The 22,763-nt window shown below is 40.6% G+C and carries 21 protein-coding genes; 16 read left to right on the forward strand and 5 right to left on the reverse strand.

Going from position 1 to position 22,763, the window contains the following annotated elements:
- Window positions 1–92 precede the first annotated feature (92 nt).
- On the forward strand, window positions 93–416 hold the full coding sequence (locus ACJJI1_RS18010; RefSeq protein WP_444957494.1) for a hypothetical protein: 324 nt from the start codon (window positions 93–95) through the stop codon (window positions 414–416).
- A 501-nt stretch (window positions 417–917) separates the two neighbouring features.
- Here ACJJI1_RS18010 and ACJJI1_RS18015 read toward each other — a convergent pair.
- Window positions 918–2,204 (reverse strand): NRAMP family divalent metal transporter, encoded by a 1,287-nt coding sequence (locus ACJJI1_RS18015; protein ID WP_444957495.1) that lies wholly within the window; start codon window positions 2,202–2,204, stop codon window positions 918–920.
- Entirely contained in the window at window positions 2,176–3,081 is a 906-nt protein-coding gene (locus tag ACJJI1_RS18020; protein WP_444957496.1) for a LysR family transcriptional regulator, read from the reverse strand. The genes ACJJI1_RS18015 and ACJJI1_RS18020 overlap by 29 nt, the downstream gene beginning before the upstream one ends.
- A 183-nt stretch (window positions 3,082–3,264) precedes the next feature.
- Between ACJJI1_RS18020 and ACJJI1_RS18025 the strand changes: the two genes are divergently transcribed.
- The 3 genes from ACJJI1_RS18025 to ACJJI1_RS18035 are packed head-to-tail and all read left to right on the forward strand — an operon-like array spanning window position 3,265 to window position 6,688.
- Entirely contained in the window at window positions 3,265–4,932 is a 1,668-nt protein-coding gene (locus ACJJI1_RS18025; RefSeq protein ID WP_444957497.1) for an amidohydrolase family protein, read from the forward strand.
- Between the two features lie 18 nt (window positions 4,933–4,950).
- The gene (locus ACJJI1_RS18030) at window positions 4,951–6,087 is read left to right on the forward strand and encodes a dipeptidase (protein WP_444957498.1); all 1,137 of its coding nucleotides are present in this window, start codon (window positions 4,951–4,953) and stop codon (window positions 6,085–6,087) included.
- A 16-nt stretch (window positions 6,088–6,103) separates the two neighbouring features.
- The gene (locus ACJJI1_RS18035; protein ID WP_444957499.1) at window positions 6,104–6,688 is read left to right on the forward strand and encodes a hypothetical protein; all 585 of its coding nucleotides are present in this window, start codon (window positions 6,104–6,106) and stop codon (window positions 6,686–6,688) included.
- A gap of 658 nt (window positions 6,689–7,346) precedes the next feature.
- On the opposite strand, the gene ACJJI1_RS18040 is transcribed toward ACJJI1_RS18035, so the two are convergent.
- Entirely contained in the window at window positions 7,347–7,781 is a 435-nt protein-coding gene (locus tag ACJJI1_RS18040; RefSeq protein WP_444957500.1) for a PACE efflux transporter, read from the reverse strand.
- 101 nt (window positions 7,782–7,882) lie between these two features.
- Here ACJJI1_RS18040 and ACJJI1_RS18045 point away from each other — a divergent pair, with 101 nt between their 5' ends.
- A complete protein-coding gene (locus tag ACJJI1_RS18045) occupies window positions 7,883–8,788 on the forward strand; it encodes a LysR family transcriptional regulator (RefSeq protein WP_444957501.1) in 906 nt (301 codons plus the stop codon).
- On the opposite strand, the gene ACJJI1_RS18050 is transcribed toward ACJJI1_RS18045, so the two are convergent.
- Window positions 8,783–9,664 (reverse strand): SDR family oxidoreductase, encoded by an 882-nt coding sequence (locus ACJJI1_RS18050; RefSeq protein WP_444957502.1) that lies wholly within the window; start codon window positions 9,662–9,664, stop codon window positions 8,783–8,785. The genes ACJJI1_RS18045 and ACJJI1_RS18050 overlap by 6 nt on opposite strands.
- Window positions 9,665–10,365: 701 nt before the next feature.
- Between ACJJI1_RS18050 and ACJJI1_RS23030 the strand changes: the two genes are divergently transcribed.
- The 9 genes from ACJJI1_RS23030 to ACJJI1_RS18090 all read left to right on the forward strand — a co-directional run bounded on the left by ACJJI1_RS23030 (window position 10,366) and on the right by ACJJI1_RS18090 (window position 17,487).
- Complete coding sequence (locus tag ACJJI1_RS23030) at window positions 10,366–10,719, forward strand: DUF6559 family protein (RefSeq protein WP_507019907.1); 354 nt, start codon at window positions 10,366–10,368, stop codon at window positions 10,717–10,719.
- Window positions 10,720–11,635: 916 nt separating this feature from the next.
- Window positions 11,636–12,118 (forward strand): hypothetical protein, encoded by a 483-nt coding sequence (locus ACJJI1_RS18055; protein WP_444957503.1) that lies wholly within the window; start codon window positions 11,636–11,638, stop codon window positions 12,116–12,118.
- A complete protein-coding gene (locus ACJJI1_RS18060; RefSeq protein WP_444957504.1) occupies window positions 12,118–12,327 on the forward strand; it encodes a hypothetical protein in 210 nt (69 codons plus the stop codon). Before ACJJI1_RS18055 ends, ACJJI1_RS18060 begins: the two co-directional genes overlap by 1 nt.
- Before the next feature lie 479 nt (window positions 12,328–12,806).
- A complete protein-coding gene (locus ACJJI1_RS18065) occupies window positions 12,807–13,322 on the forward strand; it encodes a hypothetical protein (RefSeq protein WP_444957505.1) in 516 nt (171 codons plus the stop codon).
- A gap of 562 nt (window positions 13,323–13,884) precedes the next feature.
- On the forward strand, window positions 13,885–14,208 hold the full coding sequence (locus tag ACJJI1_RS18070) for a hypothetical protein (RefSeq protein ID WP_444957506.1): 324 nt from the start codon (window positions 13,885–13,887) through the stop codon (window positions 14,206–14,208).
- A gap of 694 nt (window positions 14,209–14,902) precedes the next feature.
- A complete protein-coding gene (locus ACJJI1_RS18075; protein WP_444957507.1) occupies window positions 14,903–15,313 on the forward strand; it encodes a hypothetical protein in 411 nt (136 codons plus the stop codon).
- An 802-nt stretch (window positions 15,314–16,115) separates the two neighbouring features.
- Window positions 16,116–16,469 (forward strand): hypothetical protein, encoded by a 354-nt coding sequence (locus tag ACJJI1_RS18080; protein WP_444885174.1) that lies wholly within the window; start codon window positions 16,116–16,118, stop codon window positions 16,467–16,469.
- Window positions 16,470–16,572: 103 nt separating this feature from the next.
- A complete protein-coding gene (locus tag ACJJI1_RS18085; RefSeq protein WP_444957508.1) occupies window positions 16,573–16,950 on the forward strand; it encodes a hypothetical protein in 378 nt (125 codons plus the stop codon).
- Window positions 16,951–17,352: 402 nt separating this feature from the next.
- On the forward strand, window positions 17,353–17,487 hold the full coding sequence (locus ACJJI1_RS18090; protein ID WP_444959398.1) for an HNH endonuclease: 135 nt from the start codon (window positions 17,353–17,355) through the stop codon (window positions 17,485–17,487).
- Between the two features lie 253 nt (window positions 17,488–17,740).
- Here the strand turns inward: ACJJI1_RS18090 and csrA are convergent, their stop codons facing one another.
- A complete protein-coding gene (gene csrA / locus ACJJI1_RS18095; protein ID WP_444957509.1) occupies window positions 17,741–17,911 on the reverse strand; it encodes a carbon storage regulator CsrA in 171 nt (56 codons plus the stop codon).
- 842 nt (window positions 17,912–18,753) lie between these two features.
- Here csrA and ACJJI1_RS18100 point away from each other — a divergent pair.
- Both ACJJI1_RS18100 and ACJJI1_RS18105 read left to right on the forward strand, forming a co-directional pair.
- The gene (locus ACJJI1_RS18100; RefSeq protein WP_444957510.1) at window positions 18,754–20,067 is read left to right on the forward strand and encodes a lipase family protein; all 1,314 of its coding nucleotides are present in this window, start codon (window positions 18,754–18,756) and stop codon (window positions 20,065–20,067) included.
- A 13-nt stretch (window positions 20,068–20,080) separates the two neighbouring features.
- Window positions 20,081–22,636, forward strand: coding sequence for an AAA-like domain-containing protein (locus ACJJI1_RS18105; RefSeq protein WP_444957511.1), 2,556 nt, complete (start codon window positions 20,081–20,083; stop codon window positions 22,634–22,636).
- Window positions 22,637–22,763: the final 127 nt, after the last annotated feature.

Below are 22,763 nucleotides of genomic sequence, written 5' to 3' on the forward strand. Positions count from 1 at the left end.
ATATTTTCTACCGACCACTTACATTCTATACCACTTCGTGATCGGAGCAGGGGTTGATAGCTACCTTCAAGCGGTGGTCTTCTCGATCGAGGATGGCACGCACGGCACCCTATGGCGACGGATGCTTCGGCTGCATCGATAATAGGGAACTCTACTCTCAGTATTCCAGGGCTGATCAGAACTTCCTGGAAGACGGTATTCAGTTGGTCGAACTACTTATAGCCATGGAGTTTTCTGATTACTCTGTCCTTGATGCTGCCTTGCACCTGCAGGCAGATGATTTATCCTACTGTGCCGCAAAGAATAGAGCAGGGAGTTCATTTTCAATAAAGCAATTAACTGGATTTTGGGATATGCATTTGTACTTTTCCTATGACAGTTTGGTGCTTCAGGAGCGTTTAGAGGAACTCGGTTAGGATAGTTTTGGCGTGGAATAAGTGATGATTGAAAGCTATATCAGTGGAGTTCAAGCCAACCTAAGAGCACGTAATGACTAAAGAATGATCAGCGGAGATCCCTTTCAGAGTCGTTTATGTTGAAAGGGGCTGGCTTATGATGAGCCATTTATCCTCTGAGGAGCTCAGTTTTACAGAGATAGAAATGGCAACCCAAGCAACATCCTTGATGGGTCTAATGCCGACTGCTTAGATCGCTTAACTCAAGGTGAAAATTTAGTTTCTAACTGAAACTATTTTTATAAGCTTTACAGAAGAATTCATAAGTACCCCTGAACATGAGGGGCGGTATTCATGAGGCAAGCTGATTCCCCTGACTGCAGCTTGTATCAGTGAAGTGTTAGAAAAGCTTAAGATGAAGAGGGATTGATGTTTAACGCTTAGATGACCTTATATGTTGCGCTTATCCCTGAGCTTATTATCTATAGACTTTTCAAGTCGGCTGATATTGCAAAGGAATAGTTAGTTACTCAAGAAACGCCAATAGATAAAGTAAAAGCTAAAACCTATCATTAGGCACAGGCAGGCATAAGTGTAAACTAAGTACCATCCCTTTAAGTGATGTTCTCTTGGTACCCATTTCCCGTTCATAACAAGAATGTTGAGTAAAGCAAAGATTGGAGCACAAACGAAAGATAGAGTAGTTACAAAGTCGATCAAGTTCTTTAGCTGGTTGGCAAATAGAGAAATAATAAACCAGCTTATGAGGCTTAGTATAATAAGAGTGGATACGTAGACTCTATTTTCGGGAATCTCAATACTATTCGATGATCTCAAGGCACTTCGCCAAACTTGAGGAAACCCATCGGAGACTGCAAAGGTAGTTGAGAAAAGCGCAATAAAGCAGATAATACTGATTGTTAAATGGCTCCAGTCACCTAGAGATTCGGTATAAATATTGATTAGCTGACCAGCAAATATGCCTGCAGATTGAGATAGTTCAATATCTTTCCCAAACATTACTAATGCGCCTAGCCATACAAATACAATAGCTAATATCAAGCTGGTGAAATAACCAACCTTAAAGTCAAATACGAGAGATTTCTTGGCAAAGCCTCTATCCGGTCTCTCCTTTATCCTTCGCTCCGACCAAATAGAGTGCCAAACAGAAACTTCAATTGAAGTTGGCATCCAGCCGACTAAGGCGACAACAAATGCGATGCTCACAGCTGGTGCTATATCAGCTGTTAAATAGGATTTAGAGGGAAGAAGCCCATATTGACTTATTGCGGCAATGAGAGTGATCAAGCTGGCAATAGCCAGAATGAGGACCATCCACTTTAAGCTTTCATTCAGCCATTTAAATTGGCCAGCAATCAATATTGCACATGTAATGACCAAAATGATGGCAGACCACTCTGAAACATTTAAGATATCGCCAAATAAATTGAGGGCTAAAGCGGCTGTGACGATCGTAACCGCAGCTTGAACAAAGAACATTGTTAGAAATGTGAGAGCCATATAACTATAAAAACCAAGTCGACTGTGTTTTTTATAGCCTTCCAATAAACTCTCACCGGTGACAGCAGTGTACTCTGGTCCGATTTTGAAAAAAGGGTATTTGACTAAATGAGCCAGGAAAATAAAACCAATCAAAGCGAAAGCGTAATCTGCACCTGCGCGAGTAGACTGCACGATATGAGATACGCCAATGCTGCTTGCAGCCCAAATAATACCAGGGCCTAAATTTGAGAAAGTGCGTTTAAATACATCCATTGAATCAGAACTGCTCGGAATGATTTTGCTCAAAATAGCTCTTAGCCACATCGATAAAGGTTTTAACCTTCAGGGAAAGTTCGCAGCGATGAGGGTAGAGCGCAAAAATAGTTAGTGGCTTTATTGTGAATCTAGGTAGAATCTCAGTGAGCTGGCCAGAGTCGACATAAGATTTGACAGAGTAATAAGGGGCTTGGATTATTCCTTGTCCTTCAGCAGCTGCCTCATTTAATAGTCTCCCATTGTTAGATTGCCAGGCCCAGGGAAGTTTGATTTTTTTTGTTTCTTTTTTGTCTTGAAATAGCCAATGATCCCCTCGAATACTGTGGTTAAAGAAGAGTAATTGATGCTTCTTTAATGACTCTATGCTTTCAGGGAGCCCATTCTTCTCTATGTAAGAGTCACTTGCCCAGAGTGCTAGCTTAGTTTTTGCGATAGATTGGACGATATAGCTAGAGTCTGGCAATTCTGGTGCGATTCTAAAAACGAGATCAATTTTATTGTCGAGTAAATCGAGTGGGTCATTGCTGAGATGAAAATCCAAGAATACCTGAGGGTATAGATTACGGTAATTGGCAATCAATCCTGAAAAATATTGACTGCCTAGCTCTATACTGGTCGATATCGATAGTCTGCCTCTAGGCTCTTGATTGTATTCTGACATTGCCTGGTCGACGGAGTGGAGTTTTTTTAGTATTGGTGAAACCTGTTTATAGTAATTTTCGCCCGCTTCGGTTATGGATACTTTGCGTGTATTGCGCATCACCAATAGGCAACCTAGCTCCTCTTCTAACTGCTTAATGTACTTACCGACCATTGCTGCTGAAATGCCGAGCTCGCGAGCAGTAGCTGCAAAGTTTTGCTTTTCGCACACTAAACAGTATGCCTCAAGGGCGTGTAACTTGTTCATTGACTCCCCTGATGGCTAATCCGCTTCTCTTCTTACGGTGGGCATTAGCTGGAGTATACAGACAAACATAATAAACAAATAGTTTATACACTATAAACCTAAATTACATTTAAAGTGTATCCTAAATGACGCAAAATTTTGCTAGTAGATTAAAAGTCCCACGGTCTCACATTAGATAAGTACATGAAAATAAAACAAATTTTTATTCTGGCGGTTCTACACATTGCTACCAGCGGCGTTGTATCAGCAGAGGATGGAAAGCTAGAGCAAGTTTTGCTCATTAACGCCAATATAGTGGACGTTAATGCGCTTAAAGTTGATGAAAACCAGTCGATTCTTATCGAAGGCGATAAGATCAAGAGAATTTCTTCAACGAAAAAGCTCTCCAAGGTGAGGGGGGCCAGTGTTGTCGATTTAAAAGGGAAGTTTGTAATCCCTGGCCTGATAGATGCGCATGTCCACTATGCGACAGATCCGGATAGCTGGGATAATTTGTCTATCACTACTGAGCGACTTCGATACCTGCTTCGTGGTGGTGTCACATCTGTGAGAGATATGGGCGGTGATGCACGAGCATTGGCCTACTTAAAACGTCAAGCAGAGGTCGACTCCATCGCTTCGCCAGACATCTACTTTTCAGTCATTATAGGTGGAGAATCCTTCTTCTCGGACCCGAGAACCATTGCCTCAGCTAAAGGGCGTACTCCAGGCCACACAACATGGATGAGAGCGGTAGATCAAAATTCTGATATGGATTCAATAATGCTCCAGGCCATAGGCGCTGGTGCAACAGGCATCAAGATATATGCTGATGTTGAGGCCGAGACGGTGCCATTACTCGCAAGTGCAGCCAAGAAACATGGTTTAAAAGTCTGGTCGCATGCATATATAGGGCCCTCCAAACCTTTGGATGTTGTCAATGCTGGTGTTGAGACTATTTCACATGCCTCAGATATGTCTGCTCAGCTAGTTGATAACTTCAAAGCGTGGCGCAGAAAAACTGCTGAGTTCGATGATCCAACCTGGGAAAAAATGCTGCAAAAGGATAGCTATTTAGACCTTTTTGATGCAATGAAAGAGAAAGGTACTATTTTAGATGCGACGCTTACAGTATTTGAAAGAAGGAATACCTTAAACGAAAAGTACAGGCAACTTGATCAGCTCAGTACACAAATGACACAATTTGCCTATCAAAACGGCATTACTATTGCTGCTGGCACGGATGCATTTAGTGACCTTGAAAATGACACTACACCGATGATTCATCATGAGCTTAAGCTGCTCGTAGATGAAATTGGTATGACACCTCTCGAGGCAATTCAAGCTGCAACTATAAATGCTGCGAAAGTGATAGGGATAGAAGGTTCTGTCGGTAGTATTGAAGAGGGAAAGAAAGCAAATATTGTTGTACTTTCAGAAAGTCCCGAAAAGAAAATCGAAAATAGCCAGTCGATAGCTCATGTGGTTAAGAATGGTCGTTTTATTTTTATTGGCGACGATCCACAGTTGCCTTTCTCTTCTTCACGTGAAGTGAATGGAACCATTTGGTTTTCTGGGCAGATCGGTAATTACCCTTCAACATTAACCTTGGCAGGTGAAAGTCTGGAAGCTCAGATGCATCAAACAATGAAGAATATTGGCCAAGTTCTTGAAAGCAAAAACCTGGATTTTGACGATGTGGTTAAGTGTACTTTGATGCTTGCTGATATTGATGACTGGCCAGCGGCGAACGAAGTCTACCTCCAGTACTTCAACGGAAAGAAACCTGCGAGGAGTGCTTTTGCAGCGAGCGGCCTGGCACTTGATGCCAAAGCTGAGGTGGAGTGTATAGCTTCACGAAGCGCTGATTAATTCTGGAGTGGGGGACTTATGAACGATATAAATAGAAGAGCACTGATTAAATCTCTAGTATCAGGTAGTGTTGGTTCATACTTGGCTATTAACTCGGGTATATTAAATGCCTTTTCTGGAGTTGATGCAGGAAAATCAACGTGGAACCAATACGGTTCATCGATTGTAATTGATGGCCTCAGCGGAGCATTCTCGCTCAGGGAGCCAATCTCTGAAGAAGTCCTGGGAATATTCAAGAACTCGGGGATTAGTGCCTTGAATATGACAGTCCCCTATCCAGGTGATGACTACACAGAGACTTTAAAGAAGGTTGAAAAAACCAAATCTATCATCGAGCAGAACTCAAACTACTTGAACTTAATTCATTCTGCATCAGATATCCTGAAAGCGAAGCAGGAGAGTAAGCTCGGTATCATAATGGGTTTCCAATCAACTGAAATGTTTGATGAGTCACTTTCAGGCATTTCAGAATTCGCCAAAATGGGCGTCAAGATAATGCAGGTATCCTACAATGGGCCCTCTATCCTTGGCAGCGGCGGTCTTGTAAAGGAAGATTCAGGGATAACTTCCTTTGGCAAGAAAGCCATAGAGATCATGGAGGCGGAGAAGGTTTTGATCGACCTCTCGCATTCTGGAAAGAAGACAGTGTCCAGTGCAATCAGTCAATCAAAAAGACCGATTGTGATCTCTCATACTGGCTGCAACGCAATTTATGATCACCCTAGGAATAATGACGATACTGAATTAAAAGCTGCAGCAGACACCGGTGGCTTGGTTGGAATCTATTTAATGCCATTTTTGGAGGGTGGGGAGCATGAAATAAAGGCCGATGTGGTGATAGAACATATACTGCATGCCTATAAAGTATGTGGTGAAGATCATATTGCAATAGGTAGTGACCAAGGCGTAGTACCGGTCAATGATGGCCCTGAGTATCGAGAAAGTATCCGTAAGGAAGTTGAGCGTCGTATTGCGGCTGGAATTTCCGCGCCCGGAGAAACACCAAATCGTCCACCGTTTATTCCTGAACTGAACTCCGAGATGCGGATGGAGCTTATTGCCTATAGGTTAAGCCAAAAAGGAATTCCTGATCGAGTGGTAGAAAAAATAATTGGTAAAAACTGGTTGCGTGTTTTTGCTTCGGTATGGAATTAAAGGAAAGTAAGATTAAATGGATAATTATCTAAGGATTGATGGTATTCTGATTCGATTGGTTGCTTGTGTTACGCTCCTCTTTTCCCCTTTGCTTTTTGCTGAAGGGCTTAGCACTTATTCCGAATTCCCAAAGAATTCAAAGACTGAAGTGATTCCTTTCCCGATCGAATTTGCTTCGGATATCACCTTGAATGGTGTTGAAGAGCTTGTGTTTTTGCCTGGCATGTATAAACAAGAAAAAGCGGACTTCTTTAGTTATGCTTTTTCATGGACTCACAAGCCAGAGAAGAACCAAGTTTTTGGGAAGGTCGAAATCCAGGATTTTATAGCCTCCTACTATAGGGGGTTGTACAAGGCCGTCACTCAAGGCAAAGAATATGAGCCGGCTATTACAATTGAGTGGGATGATGGCAAGTATACTGGTCAGATAAAGTGGATTGAGCCATTTGTAACCAAAAAAGAGCAGACCCTCTACTTTAAAGGGAATCAAGTTAACTGTGAAAAAACTGATGAGCTTCGTTGGTACTTTATTGTTTCTCCACAAAATTCCTATCACCCCGTATGGGCGGAACTCCAGTCGATAAAACCCAAAAACTGTTAGTGATAGAATCCAGTTGCTATCAACTCGGAAGCCTTACCATTCAACTTAAAATTATCACAAGTCCTAAATCAATCTGTTTGAATAAGTATCAGTCCTGTGCCTGCTACATTAGGTGAGTATCCAGAGTTTCTGTTAACTGTCAGATCAACCCTGAACCACTCCACTTAAAAAGAGGTCATATCCAATCGATATGCCTAGTTTTAGTAGGCACGCATCTTACTTGATGTGCTTTCCCTGGCATCTTCAAAACCATTAATAAGCATATAGCCAGAAAGTTTGTTAAAGAGTTAATGGATCTTGGCATTATCCAATATGTGGTAGCCTTGAGTTGGGGGGCTCCTGCTTAGTTAGAGGGTGGTATTGGTTATTTTCAAATATTTAGCTGTGGATTTGAGTTTGGTTTCGATGCTGAACCATCGGCATCCGGTACAAAAATTGACTCTGTCATTGGTGATTGGGAAGTTAAAAGGCATCGTAAGTTACAATACTTATCTTCCAAGTCCGATCAATATAAAGAACTGCTAACAAATTTAAGATGTATCGGTATTGAGCTAAGCACATAGTAAAAGCATGTATCTCTGCCCCCATCGGGTGATTCCGGCGATGTGTATCTTAATTGGTCCTGCATTTCATCTAAAATAGAAAGTGGAGAAGACCTTTAACGTTTGTGTTCAGTAACTTGAAATGAGCTATGCAGCTTATCGAAGCAATAGTTGAATACATAGGTATATATCACGATATAAATCACCATGACTATCTCAAGCATAAATGCTTCTAGGATAGTCAGATTAAAGCCCCAGGCGATTACTGGCAACGTCAGTACCAACATACCCCCTTCAAACAATAACGCATGCATGGCTCTAACGATAAATGTCTTCTCCGGGTTTTTACGTATATTCAATAAGTACCAGTCAAAGGCGTGATTGAAAACCATATTCCAGACCAGCGCAAACAGTGATAGTCCAGCCGCAAGTACTAGCGATTGGTGTACCTCCAGATCAAACACTGGCACCACCAGTAAGCCACCTGTCAGCAGCAGAAAAAACTCGTAGGAAACCGCATGGAATAAACGATTCTTCAATGATTTAGTCATCAGCCATACTCACTCTGGTTGAGAAAATATGCCTGAATGATATATAGTTATTTTAGGTGGGATAAGTTAGATACTATACCTTAAACAGATAGTTTGGGCGCGTGGCAGTTTCTATTGAGCAACTGGAAGCATTTGTAGCAACCGAGCAGGCTGGCTCGTTCTCAGCGGCTGCACGTAAATGTGGAAAGGCACAGTCGGTAATCAGCTCACTGGTATCGAATCTGGAGGTTGACTTGGGAGTCAAATTATTTGATCGAAGTCAACGATACCCGCGATTGACGGACGCTGGTGAGTCACTGCTGGAACGCGCACGGAGTCTTATCGAGCAACGCGAGCGTTTGATGGCGATCGCACAGGGGTTGTCTCTGGATGTCGAGGCCCGGTTGACGTTAGCTATTGCCCAGCATGTGCGAATTAAAAACCTGGGTGGACTCTTTCAAGAGTTTCAGACCAAATATCCAAATGTTCAAATTACGCTCAGAGCGGGAAGTGTTCAGGATGTACAGACCTGGGTCGAACGGGATGTGGCCCAACTCGGGATTATTACGCAGCAAGAAGATGTGCCCACTGGGTACGATTTCAGAGCCCTAGGCCATCTGAAGCTCACAGGCATCGCCTGCGTGGATCACCCGATTGCGAGACTCGATGAAGTTACCTGGGAAGACCTGAAACAATACCGACAAATCTTATTGCAGGAGTTTGAGATATCCAGCCAAACTCGCTGGCTGGTGTCTCCAGACGTGTGGAGTGTGTCACGGGTCGATGATGCGCTTGACCTTGTCGAGGCCAATTTGGGCTGGGCAGTATTACCTTTACACGTGGTTGCCAAGGGAATAGCGGTAAAAAGACTGATACAGCTCCCTCTGGTATTTGAGCAGGAGAAAGAGCTGTCACACGGTGTAGATATTATCTGGTCCAGTAAGCGTCCACTGGGTCCCGCAGCCACTGACTTGATGAAGCGGCTGAGCACAGAGGACGCAATACTGAACAAGGATCAGTCGCTATGAAGCGTTTGACAGATCTCGGGCAAAATCTGTGATAGTTGTATCTGGCTTACCTAACACCTGCCAAGTTTTTTGACTCACTGGTTGCTCCTTTAGCTGTTCTACGTAAGTCAGCATATGTTCCATAAATACTGCCTGCTCCTCGGGCAGTCCCATTTCAGCAATGGCCGCGATAGGGTGAACGGCAATTTCTGTTCCCGGAGAATATGCCTCTACAAACGTTCTGGCCGCCTCTGGTAAAGACATCCCCTCAGTACCCTGAACTGAAAAACTCTGGTTGTAGGCCATCTCATTCCCGATAGCATTACCGATCATCTCTGCCAGATCTGTTGTATTGGTGTAGTAGATAGGGTGGACATGATCGCCGATGATAGAAAATTGACCGTTCTCTATAAATGTGGGGAAAGAGTCCAGGAAGAACGAGCAGAAGAAGAATGTGAAATCAATGCCCGAACTTTTAATGGCCTCTATCCCTGGCTTACGGATTACATTGGTCTTGTACTCAAGCCCCTTGTCCGCAAACTCTGGGTGGAGATAATCAATACCAGCAATTTGCATGATGTGTTGCACACCATTGATCTTTGCAGCCTCCACGATATTAATCACACCTTCACGCTCACTATGAAAGGGTAAAGTCGGGTCGAGTGACGTGGTATTCAGGGTGATATAAAGTGTTTTGGTACCAACTAGTGCAGACACCAGGCTCTCTTTATCCGAGACATCTGCTTCGACAAGCTGGATACTCTCTGGAAGGATAGTGCGAGCGCTAGCCGCATCCCTTACGAGCGCAGTTACCTGGACACCTTTAGCGACCAGTTTTCGTGCTACCTGACGGCCTAAATGGCCTGTGGCGCCAATAATCGTAATAGTTTTCTGCATGGTTCAACCTTTAAAGCAATGAATGAGGTAGCCCATACTTTGCCCAAGAGATAGAAACTCTTACAGTTATGTACCATCTATCAAATAGATACTACAGCAGGGCTCTCTAGTCCTACTTTTTGTTCATGTTTGATGCGCACGTAGATGTCTCCTCGATAGATGACAAGGGGTTTGGGGTAGAAGGCATATCTTTACTTATTTTCCATTTACTTCAACACTGTGAGTGATGAATCCGTAACAATTTTTAGGTTTTTGCCGGTTCGTTACTTGTGGGTAACCTCATTGCTTTCTACTGATACTCAATCCGAGAGGGTGTTCCTTAACAGGGTACTAAGTGACTTTTTTTGGGGGGGGCGGTGGGTGCAGGGGAGGAATGACTTTTTATCTAATTCTCCCAAAATAGGCAAGTAAGATGGTTTTGCATTGTTCTGTATATCAGAATTGAAAAACAGCTTTTCTTATTTCTTGAAGATAAGCAATAACTCATTGACTCATAAAGTATTTCTAAAAAAATACAGAGCAAAGAAAGTACAAGAATATAAAAGGTTGCTCTATATCTTTATTTGACATGCTTATCAGTTAAAGGTGGTTTCTTGACTCTCTGTATTTTTTTTGTGTTGTAGGATATATGAGCTTTAGAATTAGAGAGAAGCATGATATACAGATGTAGCTTTTGAATTAATCGGTAAAGGTACCCGATCGTGTGGTTTTTAAAATTGTCAAGTAAACGCAAGGCCATACGGATCTTCAAAAGGGATTTAAGGCGTAAATTATCAAATGATTGGGGGAATAAGAGAAAGTATTTAGCCTCTGAGGTAGCTAATAGTGTTCAAAACCACTATCCCAAACTGACTAAGTATAAAATGTACGCAATATACATGTGGTCAGATAAAAAGCAGTTTGATAAATATTGTACAGAATCTGGCGTAAGTCTTAGCTCAATCGAGGCCAGGAAAGAAATTGATTCTGTTGTGATTTCTATAAATAGAAGTGATTCATCCCTAGTAGAATCCAATTGTAGCAACGAATTTTCTGACTCAGGAGGTTCGGATTGAGCTCACATTTAAAACGAAAAGGCATAGGGTGTAAAAACCGTTGCTTCGATTTGATTTTGCTGTAAGTGCTTTAGGCGTCAAAAATCCTGGGTTCGGAGAGAGAATTAGAGGAAGAAGTAATAGGCGGTGTATTTAGATTTCTCGGTCGATTTATTGTTGAGACTATATTTACAATCATTGTCGAGGTCATGTTCCATTTCCCTGGCAATCTAATTTGTAAACCTTTCACAAAGAAAGGGAGAGAGCCAAATGGGTTTCTGGTGGTGATTGTCAGTATTTCATTTTGGTTGTTAGTAGCTGGATTAGCCTCCACAGCGTACTTCCTTCTTTCTGGTGAGCCCGGTGCCTAACAAGCACAAGTAGTATGCTACGGCTCTTCGGGCCTTTTTGGAACAACTTACTTTATGTACATTTTGTACAGTTTACTCAAGAAAAGGCTGGAGCAGGGCGTGGAGATATGTATCTCGTTGCCAAATAAAGTTTAACTTCTACAGAGAGGGGTAGGGCCTTCTTCCTTGGGAAGCCTGACCTGGACAACCCCTATAGCCTAATTTTCGTTCGCTTTAGATATAGACATAGATCTCTCACCTGGGGGCTTGGATGCCTATCTTTACTTAATTTCCTATTACTTCTAGCACTATTGCTGAGACGTATGTCCCAGCTTGTAGATTTTTGTCGGTTTGGGGTTGTGGACGTGGATCAGTAAAAGACGGGAATTAGGTACTGGGAAGTTGGGGAGCCGCTACAAGCTACTGAGTTAACTAATTGGATTCGCTATGGCTCTAATGGCAAAGGGGATCGGGTTTGCGGCAGGCTGTGGCTCGTCGTTAAGTATTGAAGTAATATCGCTTACCAACATCGGATTGAAACTTATGGAGTGAGTAAACAAATCTAAACGTTTTGGGCTTTACACGGGATGATGCCTAGGGCACGCAAAATCCACAAACTTGCCAATCAAGTCTATATGAAGAGATTTGATGTGGATGTGGTGCTTAGGAAAGGAAAGCTTGATAATCCGCAGATCGATAAGGTTAGGTATCGTGAGGACCATCGGCCAATGATGGTGAAAAACAAGAGAGCGGGCGAAGAGAGGCCCAAACGAAACGATATCGTATCCTATCGGATGCCAGGCTCTTCAGAGCCGTATATTTTGGCTAAATCGGGTGGGGTATCACTTTTTGATGGTATCAGTAGCAAAGTTCCATTTAGAGAGGGAAAGGATGCTTGGTGGATAATTACCAAAGATGCGAGATTGGAATCAGGATTGTTTATTGCAAAAGATATGTTTCCCGATGCAGAAGGCAATACCCACTACTCGATTGAAGCGGAAATCGACATACCTGTTTCTGAGTATTTTGAAAAGCTTGCCGCCTTAAAAAAATATATGAGAGTTAAGTGATGTCTTATAACTACAAAGATTTGAACTACATACGAGAAGCCCTTGCTTGCTATGAAGAAAAATTGTGTGATGTTAATATTAACGAATGTGATGGTGAAGAAGCTGAAGAGCTTCAAGAAGATATTCTGTACATGGAACGTTTGAGGGCGCTGACCGAAAGAATGATTGACGAGTGGGAGAATAAGGGCCCCACTTTAACCTCAGTCTAAAGGTCAGGACATAAAGTAAAAAGGTTACAGTAGTTAAGGCCTCCCTTATGCAGGGAAGACGTATTGAGCTAATTATTTAGATAAATATAGGTACAGGTTGCATCTGCCCTCAATTACCTAACCTAGGTTTTTATTTTATGAAGAGGTTTATACTCCTGGCATGCAAACTTCTATTGATAACTGCTGTATTTATACTGCTGCTGTTGGTGTCATTTCTAACTACTACGCTATTGGTGCAAGGAGATCAACACCCAGAAAGCTGGGTAATAAATGTCTATGATATTTCTGCTATGGCGATAGTAATTGCCCTTTATATTGCCGTAATGGTATATACGTTCAGAAGATTTATTAAGGCAGAAAAGCGCCTCAGGGAGTAGAAGTATAGTGATGTGATTAGCTTTCGCTGTGTGTCCAAAGAATTTACGCTTGGGCTTAAGGTAGATTGGCCTTTATATATGATGTAGATTGTGGAGATTCGTTTGAAACTTAAAGTAGTAACCTCTAAAGCTGACCATAATAATTTTTGTGACTATGTGGTATGTAGTCGTTTGAAATCTCATACATGGATATCGATTCTTAAAATCTTAGTTGTTTGGTTGGCTATCGGTTTAATTTTTATGTCTTGTGTTCAGTTTAAGGCTGGGAAAATTGAGCTGAGTCCGTTCATATTAGTTATGGTTATATCACTTGCGTTTCTTTTTTATGTTGCTCTTAGTAGGTTGTTGGCTGTAAAAATAGGCGAGTGCTTTACACCAAATAAAGATGGAATAATATTAGGCTCTAAAGAGTATGAGATTACTCCAGAGGGTATTAAAGAAACTTGTCAACATGGCCATAGTTTCTATAGTTGGGCAGTGGTTGAGCAGGTAGAGGAAGTTAATGGGGCAGTTTATGTTTTTGTGGATCAAGCATTAGCTTTGATTTTTACAGCTGAATCATTAGGGCAAATTGATTTTAAAGATGATCTTTTAGATACATTGAAAATGCATACATAATACACCCAAGATACATTTAGGCCAGAATGTGGTATCTGGCCTTTTTAAGTAAAATACTATTTACCGTCTAACAACTGATCATGTTAAGAAGTATAGATTATAAGCCGAATAATAGTTTAGGATATCTGTACCCGCTTAAAAGTGTTAGTAATATTTTCTTCTGAATTTTCAGGTAGGGTAGAGATACTTGATCCATTTAATTCAGAGGTATGCTTGCTTCCTACTGATGCTTAAGGTGTGAGCGGGTATCCCTGTTGGGGGAGTTTGGTAAGGGTGGTTTGCGGGTGGGGAACGATCGCCGTGGGCAGAATACCGAAGTGTGGTTGCCAGTCATCCTGAGTCGGTGCTTAACTATAGCTTTTTGAAGTTACATCTTTTTATATAGTTTCTGTACCAATTTTCTAGCCTGGCTACTGTTACACTGCTAGGTACTCTATGTACTGGGTGTCCAGAGTTTTTTTCCTTGATATTGTCTCGCGAATGTCAATGTTTAACAGGAGGAAGTATGATCTCTGGACTCTTTGCCACTCTGTGAGAGTTATATATTTAATCGAGATAGATCGTGAAAAAAGTTCTTAAAGGTTTGTTAATGTCAACGGCACTGGTCACCACGGGCTTTTTCCTGGGTTGGTGGGCAAATTCTCCAAGTTATGACCTGCTCTGTTCCACCCCCTCCGTTTATGTTTTGAGTCAGGATGTCACGGCTCAAGGTATTAGCATAGCAGCCGGTACGGAGGTCGATCTTCGCTCATGTGAGTATGCAAACAGGTTTACGGTTAGTTTGTATGCGGAAAAGAGCTCTAGGGAAGAGTTGTTTCAATTTAAAAATAGCGTCCCAAATATAGGTAACCACGGTGCCAGCCAATATTCTATTGAAGAGCATTAGTAAAATGTATAACTAGGCAGAGCTTTGTATACATTTTGCACGATTGCTACGCTCCTATCTTCATACGAAAAATCCACAAAGCAAGCTCCGACTGATGGAGACGTTAGTACTATTATCAGAACTTGATATATCCCTATCTGATAGAGGGTGGTCTCGAAAAAGATAGGGGTATTGTAGGCTCCTTCCTTGAAGAATCTGCTCTCGATACCTTCCATTGCCTATTTTTCGATACGCACGTGGATCTCTTTACGATGGGCTGAAAGTGATTTTGGGGCATGGATGACTGCTTTTCACTTCCAGTACAGCTGCTAGTACATTTGTTCCATTTTAAAGGCTTTCGAGGTTCGGTGCTTTATGGTCAACCTATTTGATTCCAGCTAATACGCAAGCCGAGAATGCGCATTCCTCGGTTGGGTAGTTTAGTAATTGGTTCTTTACGAACCGGAGTGGCCGCGGTGGTACAGAATAGGGCATGGTGGGCTCTATTCTTCCCAAGTTGGTATTTCTATATAACTTATTGAATTTACATAATTTTTTTAGTTTTAATACTAATGCCCCGTCTGGTTTCTGCTGTCCAGCTCGCGATTTTATTTTATGGGTGCCAAGGATGAAGCTATTGGTTAGATTTCATTTTTACATAAGATGCATATAGAATTTATTGGCATGGCCATGGATACTAAGTGTAAGGACAGTTATGAGCAGCTATACAAAAAAACAAGTATTATTTTATATAACTTTAGCCGGAAGTTTATCTTCCATTATTACGTATTTTTCACCTGGCGTTTACGACAAGTATATATCGCAAGGAGATAATAGTCCTGTAGTTAAGTCAAAAGGTGGATCTGTAAGTATAACTTATGATCAGAAAGCAAATTTAATTGATTCTATTAGATCGTCTAAGCCGGATATTTCTCTCTCTCAATTTAAGATGTTAAGAAAAGGGATGACTTACAAAGAAGTGGAGCGTATTTTAGGTAAAAAAAGCGATGTATATTACAATGGTCAATTCTCCGAAATGCACGGTTGGGGGAGTGAGGCATTTCTTTACATAACGACAACATATGAAAATGGTAGATTGATTGCGATGTCCCAAAGTGGATTGTGACTGTTGAATACGTGATCAATTATTTTAATTTAATTTTTAGGACTTTAGCTCCCTATAAAGTTACTTCTTATTCCCCGGCTACTGTTGAATACTTGACTTCAAAAAGGTGTGAAGGATTTTGTTAGATAGCACTTTTAGATAGATGGGAGCATGAAAGTTATATGTTGAGGCTCAAGGTGAGCCTCTGTTCTTTGATAGTCCCTTCGTAGCGGCTTTCATTGACTATTTATCATCCCGATTTAGTATGTATATAAATCTCTTCACGATATATGGGAAAGAATCTGGGGTGTGGACGTCAATCTTTACTTAATTACCATTCACTTTCAGTACTGTGGTTGAAACAATGGCCCCAATTCTGGGCTTTCACTGGTTTGGTGATTCATGGTCAATCTGTATGCTTCTTGCTGATATTCAAGCAGTGGGTGGGTATTCCTTGATGGGGGAGATTGGTAAGTAATGCTTTCCAGGTCGGGAGCGACCGTGGAGGGTTAGATTGGGAGGTATGGACACTAGCCCTATAACTTGTTGAACTTACACCATATTTGTATCTTCAATGGATACCACTTACGCTTGTACTTGTTAACTGAATAATTTTCAGTAAAGCGATTCATGCACTGACTTATATTTTTTCGTTGTATTCTAATCAAGAAACTCAGCCTTCCATTGAGTAACTAATATTCCCTTTGGTGTAAATTTTCAGTTAATAGCCTCGGTAGTTTATATTTTTGTCGTAGTCATAGCTATAGGATGAAAGATCTATTTACGTTACTCTAGAGCGTGATAAGAAGAACTGGAGACAAGTATGTCAAATAGATTGCAGCTTCCCATTATAGAGATTCTTAAAGATGGAAAATATTATAGGCTAGATTGGGATGATCATAATTCAGAGGCTGATAGGGTCTTATACGAAAAAAAGGATTCATTAGAAGGTTATATTGAAGGATATTTTGATGCATTGGAAAATAATAAAGGGCGGATTGTTTGCCTTGCTAGTAATACTGGGACGATCAAAAAGCTTACAAAAGAAAATGCAGAAAAGCTGAAAAGTATGCTTGAAAACATCCTCTACCCTATTGTGACAGCTAGATATAAAAAAATTCAATATCTTAACAACCTTCCTGAAGTAAAGGTTCAGAGAAAACGGGAAGGTTCCTAATAAAAGAGTGATGCTTATACCTGTTTTTTTTAGAAGGCTGGTTGGCATACGTCTTCATACCATCAGTCTTATACTCATGATATCAAGCATGATAGGAGGCCACATGAAAAAATTACTTTTAGATAAAGATCTTTCTAAGGATTTACTTCAGAGTATTGGCTATTACATGTTATTGGCGGGAATTGTTAGGTTTTGCATTCCTTCTGTTAAAGCAGCGACTTTTTTTCCTAAGTTAGGATTTGTAATTTTTTTTATTGGATTGTCATGGTTTATCAGTGTATATATTTTTATTCATGTGGTGCATCCAATTGTGAAAATTTATCATCCAGAATTTTCATTGCCTGAAGTAGATCCAGAGAACGAGCGTAAAATAGGCTGGAGAGAAATTGTCTATACAAGGTCATTTATATTAATGATGGTTTTGTATTTAACAACACTATATCTAGGTTTCGTGATTGTTGGCTGGGCGCTCCCTAAGTAATTACTCAAAATTTAGGTAGAAGTTAATGTCATTTTTGTTTATATAGCATGATTTTGGGGGTATATGTATGATTAGTGAAGAATATTCTGTTTACTGGATAAGATTGCATAATCATAAAGATATTTGTAAGCAAGGAAATATAGGCATAACTAATAATATTGAGCGTTGTTGGAATCGACATAAAAGCCAAATTTTAGAAACTGACAAGAAAGTTAACAGGCGCCCCTATATTGTGCTTTCGTAAGCTTGGTTTGGAAAGTTTCGATTTTAGTGTGGTGGAGGGAGGGTTAGATAAGTGGACTGCGCACAACCTCGAGTTATTTTAGAGGCTCAAAGGTAAAGGCATGGGTTTTAAAAGAGGCTTCTGGTCAATGTGAATGTTGTGGATCTGATGCTCCTTTCATTACTGCTGAAGGGGAGCCGTTTCTTGAGGTCCATCATCTGCGTCGATTAGCTGACAATGGCTCAGTCACTATAACTAATGCGGTGGCACTATGCCCGAACTGTCATAGAGAGTTCCATTATGGAAAAAAATAAGAAAGTGTTAGTTGCAAAGATGTATGAAAGCGTTGGCAGGCTTCGGCGTGAATAGAAATGAAGAAATTTGGTCAAACTCTTTTTGGCACCTCCTGAGTCTCTGTTGGATTGCCCCTTAGCGATCTGAGCTTGCCGTTTAGTCAGCGTCAGTACGATAATCATGGATTAATACGTCGTTGTTTTTTCTCTAAAGAAAGTAGAGTTCAGGTTGATCTCCTTCCATGGAGAAGCTTTCCTCAACGCCTTCCATTGCCTACTGTTCGTTCCTTTTTATGCGCACATAGATCTCTTCACGATGAACGGGAAGGGATTTGGGGGCGCGGATGCCTATCTTTACTTGATTTCCCTTCACTTCCAGCACTGTGATCGAGACATTCGTTCCAATTCTTAGATTCTCGCCTGTTCGGCGCTTTAGGATCAGCATGTTTGTTTCCTAGCGATACTCAAGCTGTGGGTGGGCATTCCTTGGTGGAAAAGCTTGGTAAGTGATACTTGGTGGAAGAGTAGGGTGGGGCGCGGGGGCGGTGGGCGCAGAATAGGAAAAGGCGGGCGCTAGGCTCCCAGAGCTTGGGTAGTCGCTCCAAGCTGCTGATTGTGCTCCACTTTATTGAAGACGAGCGGGTTTCTAGCGTAGTATGCATACAGCCATCTTGATAGGTTCTTTATCAATTTGGTTAGCTGGCCCTCGGTGTTGCAGCACTTTGGGTCAGCGCCTTCTCTCTACTCTTAATTCACGTTGTGGTTCTCTTGTTGATGGTGTGGATGTTTCAGAAATTTGGGATCTTTGTTAGAGGGGGGCGACCGTAGAAATTTTCTTGATACCAACCCGCCATACTGATAGATATCTGTCAATTTTACTCAGCTGTGACACTGAATAAAACTTAATATATTCTGATAAGAAAATTTACGCGCCTATATTTCTCTGAGCTTCTGTGTTAGAAAGCTGGTTTCCTTGGTTGCTCATTGTGCTCCCCTATTTGGAGCTGGTTAACGCTTTAGCCGATAGGGTTGGCGGGTTATACTTTTTAATTGGTGTGTGTCCAGGATTGCTCGAATTAAAAATGGACGACAAGGTGTCTTGTTGGTAATACAAAAGATAAGGATAAAAATTTGAGTTCTTGGTATCAGCTTAACCATTCCAACACAGTATTTATTTTCGTTCATGGGTTGAACTCAGACTCGAAGAAGTGTTGGACCTCGCCAAGGGGAATATATTGGCCCCAACTGATTGCTGAAGATCCTCGGTTTGGCTCTCCAAGCATATTTATGGCTGATTTTTATACAACTTTAACCTCAAATGATTATGGAGTTAAAGATTGTGCCCAAGAAGTGTTTAATCAGCTTTTGCGCACGGATGCGTATAGTAATCCGCCCCCAATTCAGAAGGAAAATCTCGTTTTTGTCACCCACAGTACAGGGGGAATCTTAGCTCGATATATTCTAGAAGCTTGGAGCGATAATTTTACCGAAAAGAAAATTGGGTTATGTCTCTATGCCTCCCCTTCATTTGGTTCTAAATTATCTAGCCGACTGGGAGCAGTTTTTAGTTTTTTTAATCATAAACTAGCTCAAGAGCTGCAATGGGGCAGCTCTATTCTCGAAGATTTAGATGGTCGTTTCTTTGGATTGTTAGATGCAGGCAAATTAGCAATTGCTGGTATGGAAGCTTATGAAAACAAAGCTCCATTTAAGATACCTTTTTTAAGTGCAAGAGTTGTTCAAAAAGAATCTGCTGCCAGATACTTTGGCGCTAGAACATTAATTGCAAATTCTGATCATTCATCAATCGTTAAACCAGAGACTTTGTCGTGTCAGTCACATGAAATATTACTCGACTTTTTAACTAGAAAAGATTTCATCAAACAAGCGGGACAGTCCTCCTTTGATCGGCCATCTCTGTTTGATCGTTACTCCCCAGAATATGAAGACTTTTTCATTGTCAGAACAGTTGATAGCGAATTGGACAGCCTATTAGGCAATTACAGCATCTGGGTATGTGGAGAGTCGGGAGTTGGTAAAACAGCATCAATCACCCGCAGCTTGGACAAACGAAATATAAAGCCATTTTACATCTCCCTAGGGGCCTGCATAGGCGCATCGTTCAACGAGCTTTTAAATGAGATTTACCTTACTTTGCTGAATGATGATGAACAAGACATTCCTCAGCTTTCCGATAAGGAGTGTGTAAAAAGAATATCCAATCTCATCAAAAAGCAGTCGGAAAAACCTTTTTACCTATTTATCGAAGAAATTCCTATCAACAATGAGAAAATGTTCCTTCACTTTTCTAATTTTATCTATGCGATTATCATGAGTGTAAATGATTCTGCAAATTTCAGGATAGTTCTTTCCTCTATATATTGCCCTAATACCAAGCTCGAACCTGAAATGAAAAAGGTAAGCGAGAAGCTGAAAATCTATGTATGGCCAACATGGAATGATGATGACATGACAAAGTTGGCTCAACTAATTGAAACAGATACAGGTATAGAAATTATGCGCGCGAAACCCCTATCTGACTTTCAGGGCGTGCCGCGAAAAATGAAGATTTATTGCCGTGATCAGCTATCGAAGGCATAAAGGAGGTTAACCAATGAAAAAGCTAGTGCCGAACACAATTATTCCTGAGAGCCTATATGTTGATCGTATTGCAGATAAACAGCTTCATGAGATTATTCATGATATGGGGCGCCCAGGTTATATACTTGTCGCACGACAAATGGGTAAAACCAATCTCCTGATCAATGCAAAAAGGAAGCTGGAAACAGCTGAGGATATCTTTGCGTATATTGACTTGTCAAACCGATACGATTCGGATAGGGAGTGTTTTAGAAGTATTATTGATACCATTCTGGAAACAAACTCAGATAAACTTGATCAAGTCATTGAAGAGATTTACTCAGATCGAGAGTCGAAGAATGTTGCTGCACATAGAGAACACTCCAGAGAGATAAGAAAGATTTTGAAAATGATTAACGGTAAGTTAATCATAAACCTTGATGAAATCGATTCTCTTACCACTGCGGACTATTCTGACAAAATATTTGCCCATGTCAGAAGTATTTACTTCGAGAGGATTAATTTTAAAGAGTATGAAAGACTTAGTTATATAATCTCTGGTGTAGCTGAACCCAGTGAGATAATTAAAGATAAATCAATTTCACCATTTAATATTGGGCAAAAGATTCTCCTTGGTGATTTCAGTTACTCTGAGTTTGAAAATTTTATAAGAAAAGCCGATCTAAGTTGGCCGGAATGTATAAGGCAGCGGATCTTTCACTGGTGCAACGGAAATCCAAGGTTAACTTGGGAGATATGCTCCTTCCTCGAAGATATATCTGTCAGTGGTACAGATATCACTGAGAGTCATGTAGATCAAACAGTTAAAGATTTATATCTAACAAAATTTGACCGTCCACCTGTAGATCATATCCGTGCATTAGTAGAATCAGATAAAGAGTTACGAGAAGCAGTAATTGCAATCATTTATGAAAAATCAGATGTTTTATCTGATCGAGTTAAAAGTAGATTATATCTAGCTGGAATACTCAGTTCTGATTACGAATTCGGCAATGTTAGAATAAAAAATAGAGTCATTGAAGTAAGTTTGGATGAAGGCTGGCTGTCGGATTTAGAAAAGACAAGCAACTTATCAATAAGCAGGGCTGAAGAACTCTTTACAGCTAGAAAGTATGAGGATGCTTTAGAGATATATCAATATTTTTCTAAGCAGCAGGATCTAGATGCATCAGAAGCGATGTCCGTGAACTATAAATTAGGCCTTTGTTATTTCTATACTGGAAACTACAGAAAGGTAATTGAATTATATCGGGGCTATATTTTTGATAAGGGTGGGTTTCGTGATTTGCATATGGACCAGCTTTATACTCTAGGCATGTCTTACTACAAATTAGATGAAGATGAAGATGCTTTAGTTCTATTCAATAAAATCATAAATGATGAAAATAATCCGTTTTATTACGAAGCCTTACTTAATAAGGCTGCAATCTTGGTTCGATCTGGTGGGGGTGAGGGAAAACAAGAAGCGATAGAGTTGAATGAAATGATTATAGATATGCATGAGAAAGGGGCGCATGTAAAGAACCCTGCCCTTTCTGGAGCATACTACAACTTAGCTATTTTTAATGAAGCAAAAAACAAAGAGCTGGCGGTTGACAATTACTTAAAGTCCGCAAAATCGGCTGAACATTCCAATAAAGTAACCCCTTTGATTTCCGCAATTTCTTTGCAACCAAAGATCATTAATGACTACCTGGAAACCATTAAAGAATCGTTGGCATCAGGAAAGATATATCTAGATGCAGAAGGGTTGAAAACAGGTATTGAATTAACTCACTCAAAGATTGCTTCGTTAATAGAGGTTCTGTTTGAGCAGGGCAGAATAGGTGAAGTCGATAGCATTTTAGAGTTGATCAAAGAGTATTGCTTATATGACAAATCTTCATTCTCGAATGCTTTATTTGAAATGGCGTTATTGAATATAACAAGCTCTGAAAAAAAGGAATCGGCCTACTTACTTCAAAAAGCCGTAAATGCTCCTAAAGAGTATTCAACCCCCGAGCTAACCTTCAGTTGTAATAAATACCTTTCATTTATTGATGAGAGTAATATTAGCTCACAAGAATCATATCTAAAAGGTTTTCAAAACTACATTAATGTAAGTGATGTGGTTGATATAAGGATTTTTGAAAGAATAATTTCCGGCTGTATGTCTCAGGGTGATTATCAAAAAGCTATAGGTTATTGTGACTTAATAATTGATAATGAAGGTCTTGCTTCAAAATCAAACAAAATAAAGTTCTTTACAATTCTGTATCTGAGAATGCGGTCAACTCAGGATGAAGCTAATTTGCTTGAACAAGCAAAAATCATCAAAGAAATTGCTGAACACATAGAAGTAACAAAGACAAACCCAGTAGGTATAGACAGCAATGACGTCAAGTTTGTCAGAAAAGAAGCCGAACAAGCTTTGATTAAACAACCTATTCCTCAATTCATTCGATCAGAAAGAAAATATGGCCGAAATGAAAAGGTAAGAGTAGTATTCGAAGACGGGCGAGAGGAATACAAAAAATACAAGGCTGTTAGCGAATGCATTAAAAAGGGAAGATGTACGATCATTCACTAAAATCAAATACTTAAATATAATTGGGTGGCCGGTAGCTTCTAGTTGCTGGTCCCGACACCATGAGCGGATCTCATTTGGGAAATCCTTCTCCATATTTTTAAGATTTAGAGATGGGCTCTTTTACTGA

The sequence above is a fragment of the Microbulbifer maximicatervae (SeqCode) genome, from assembly GCF_052467065.1.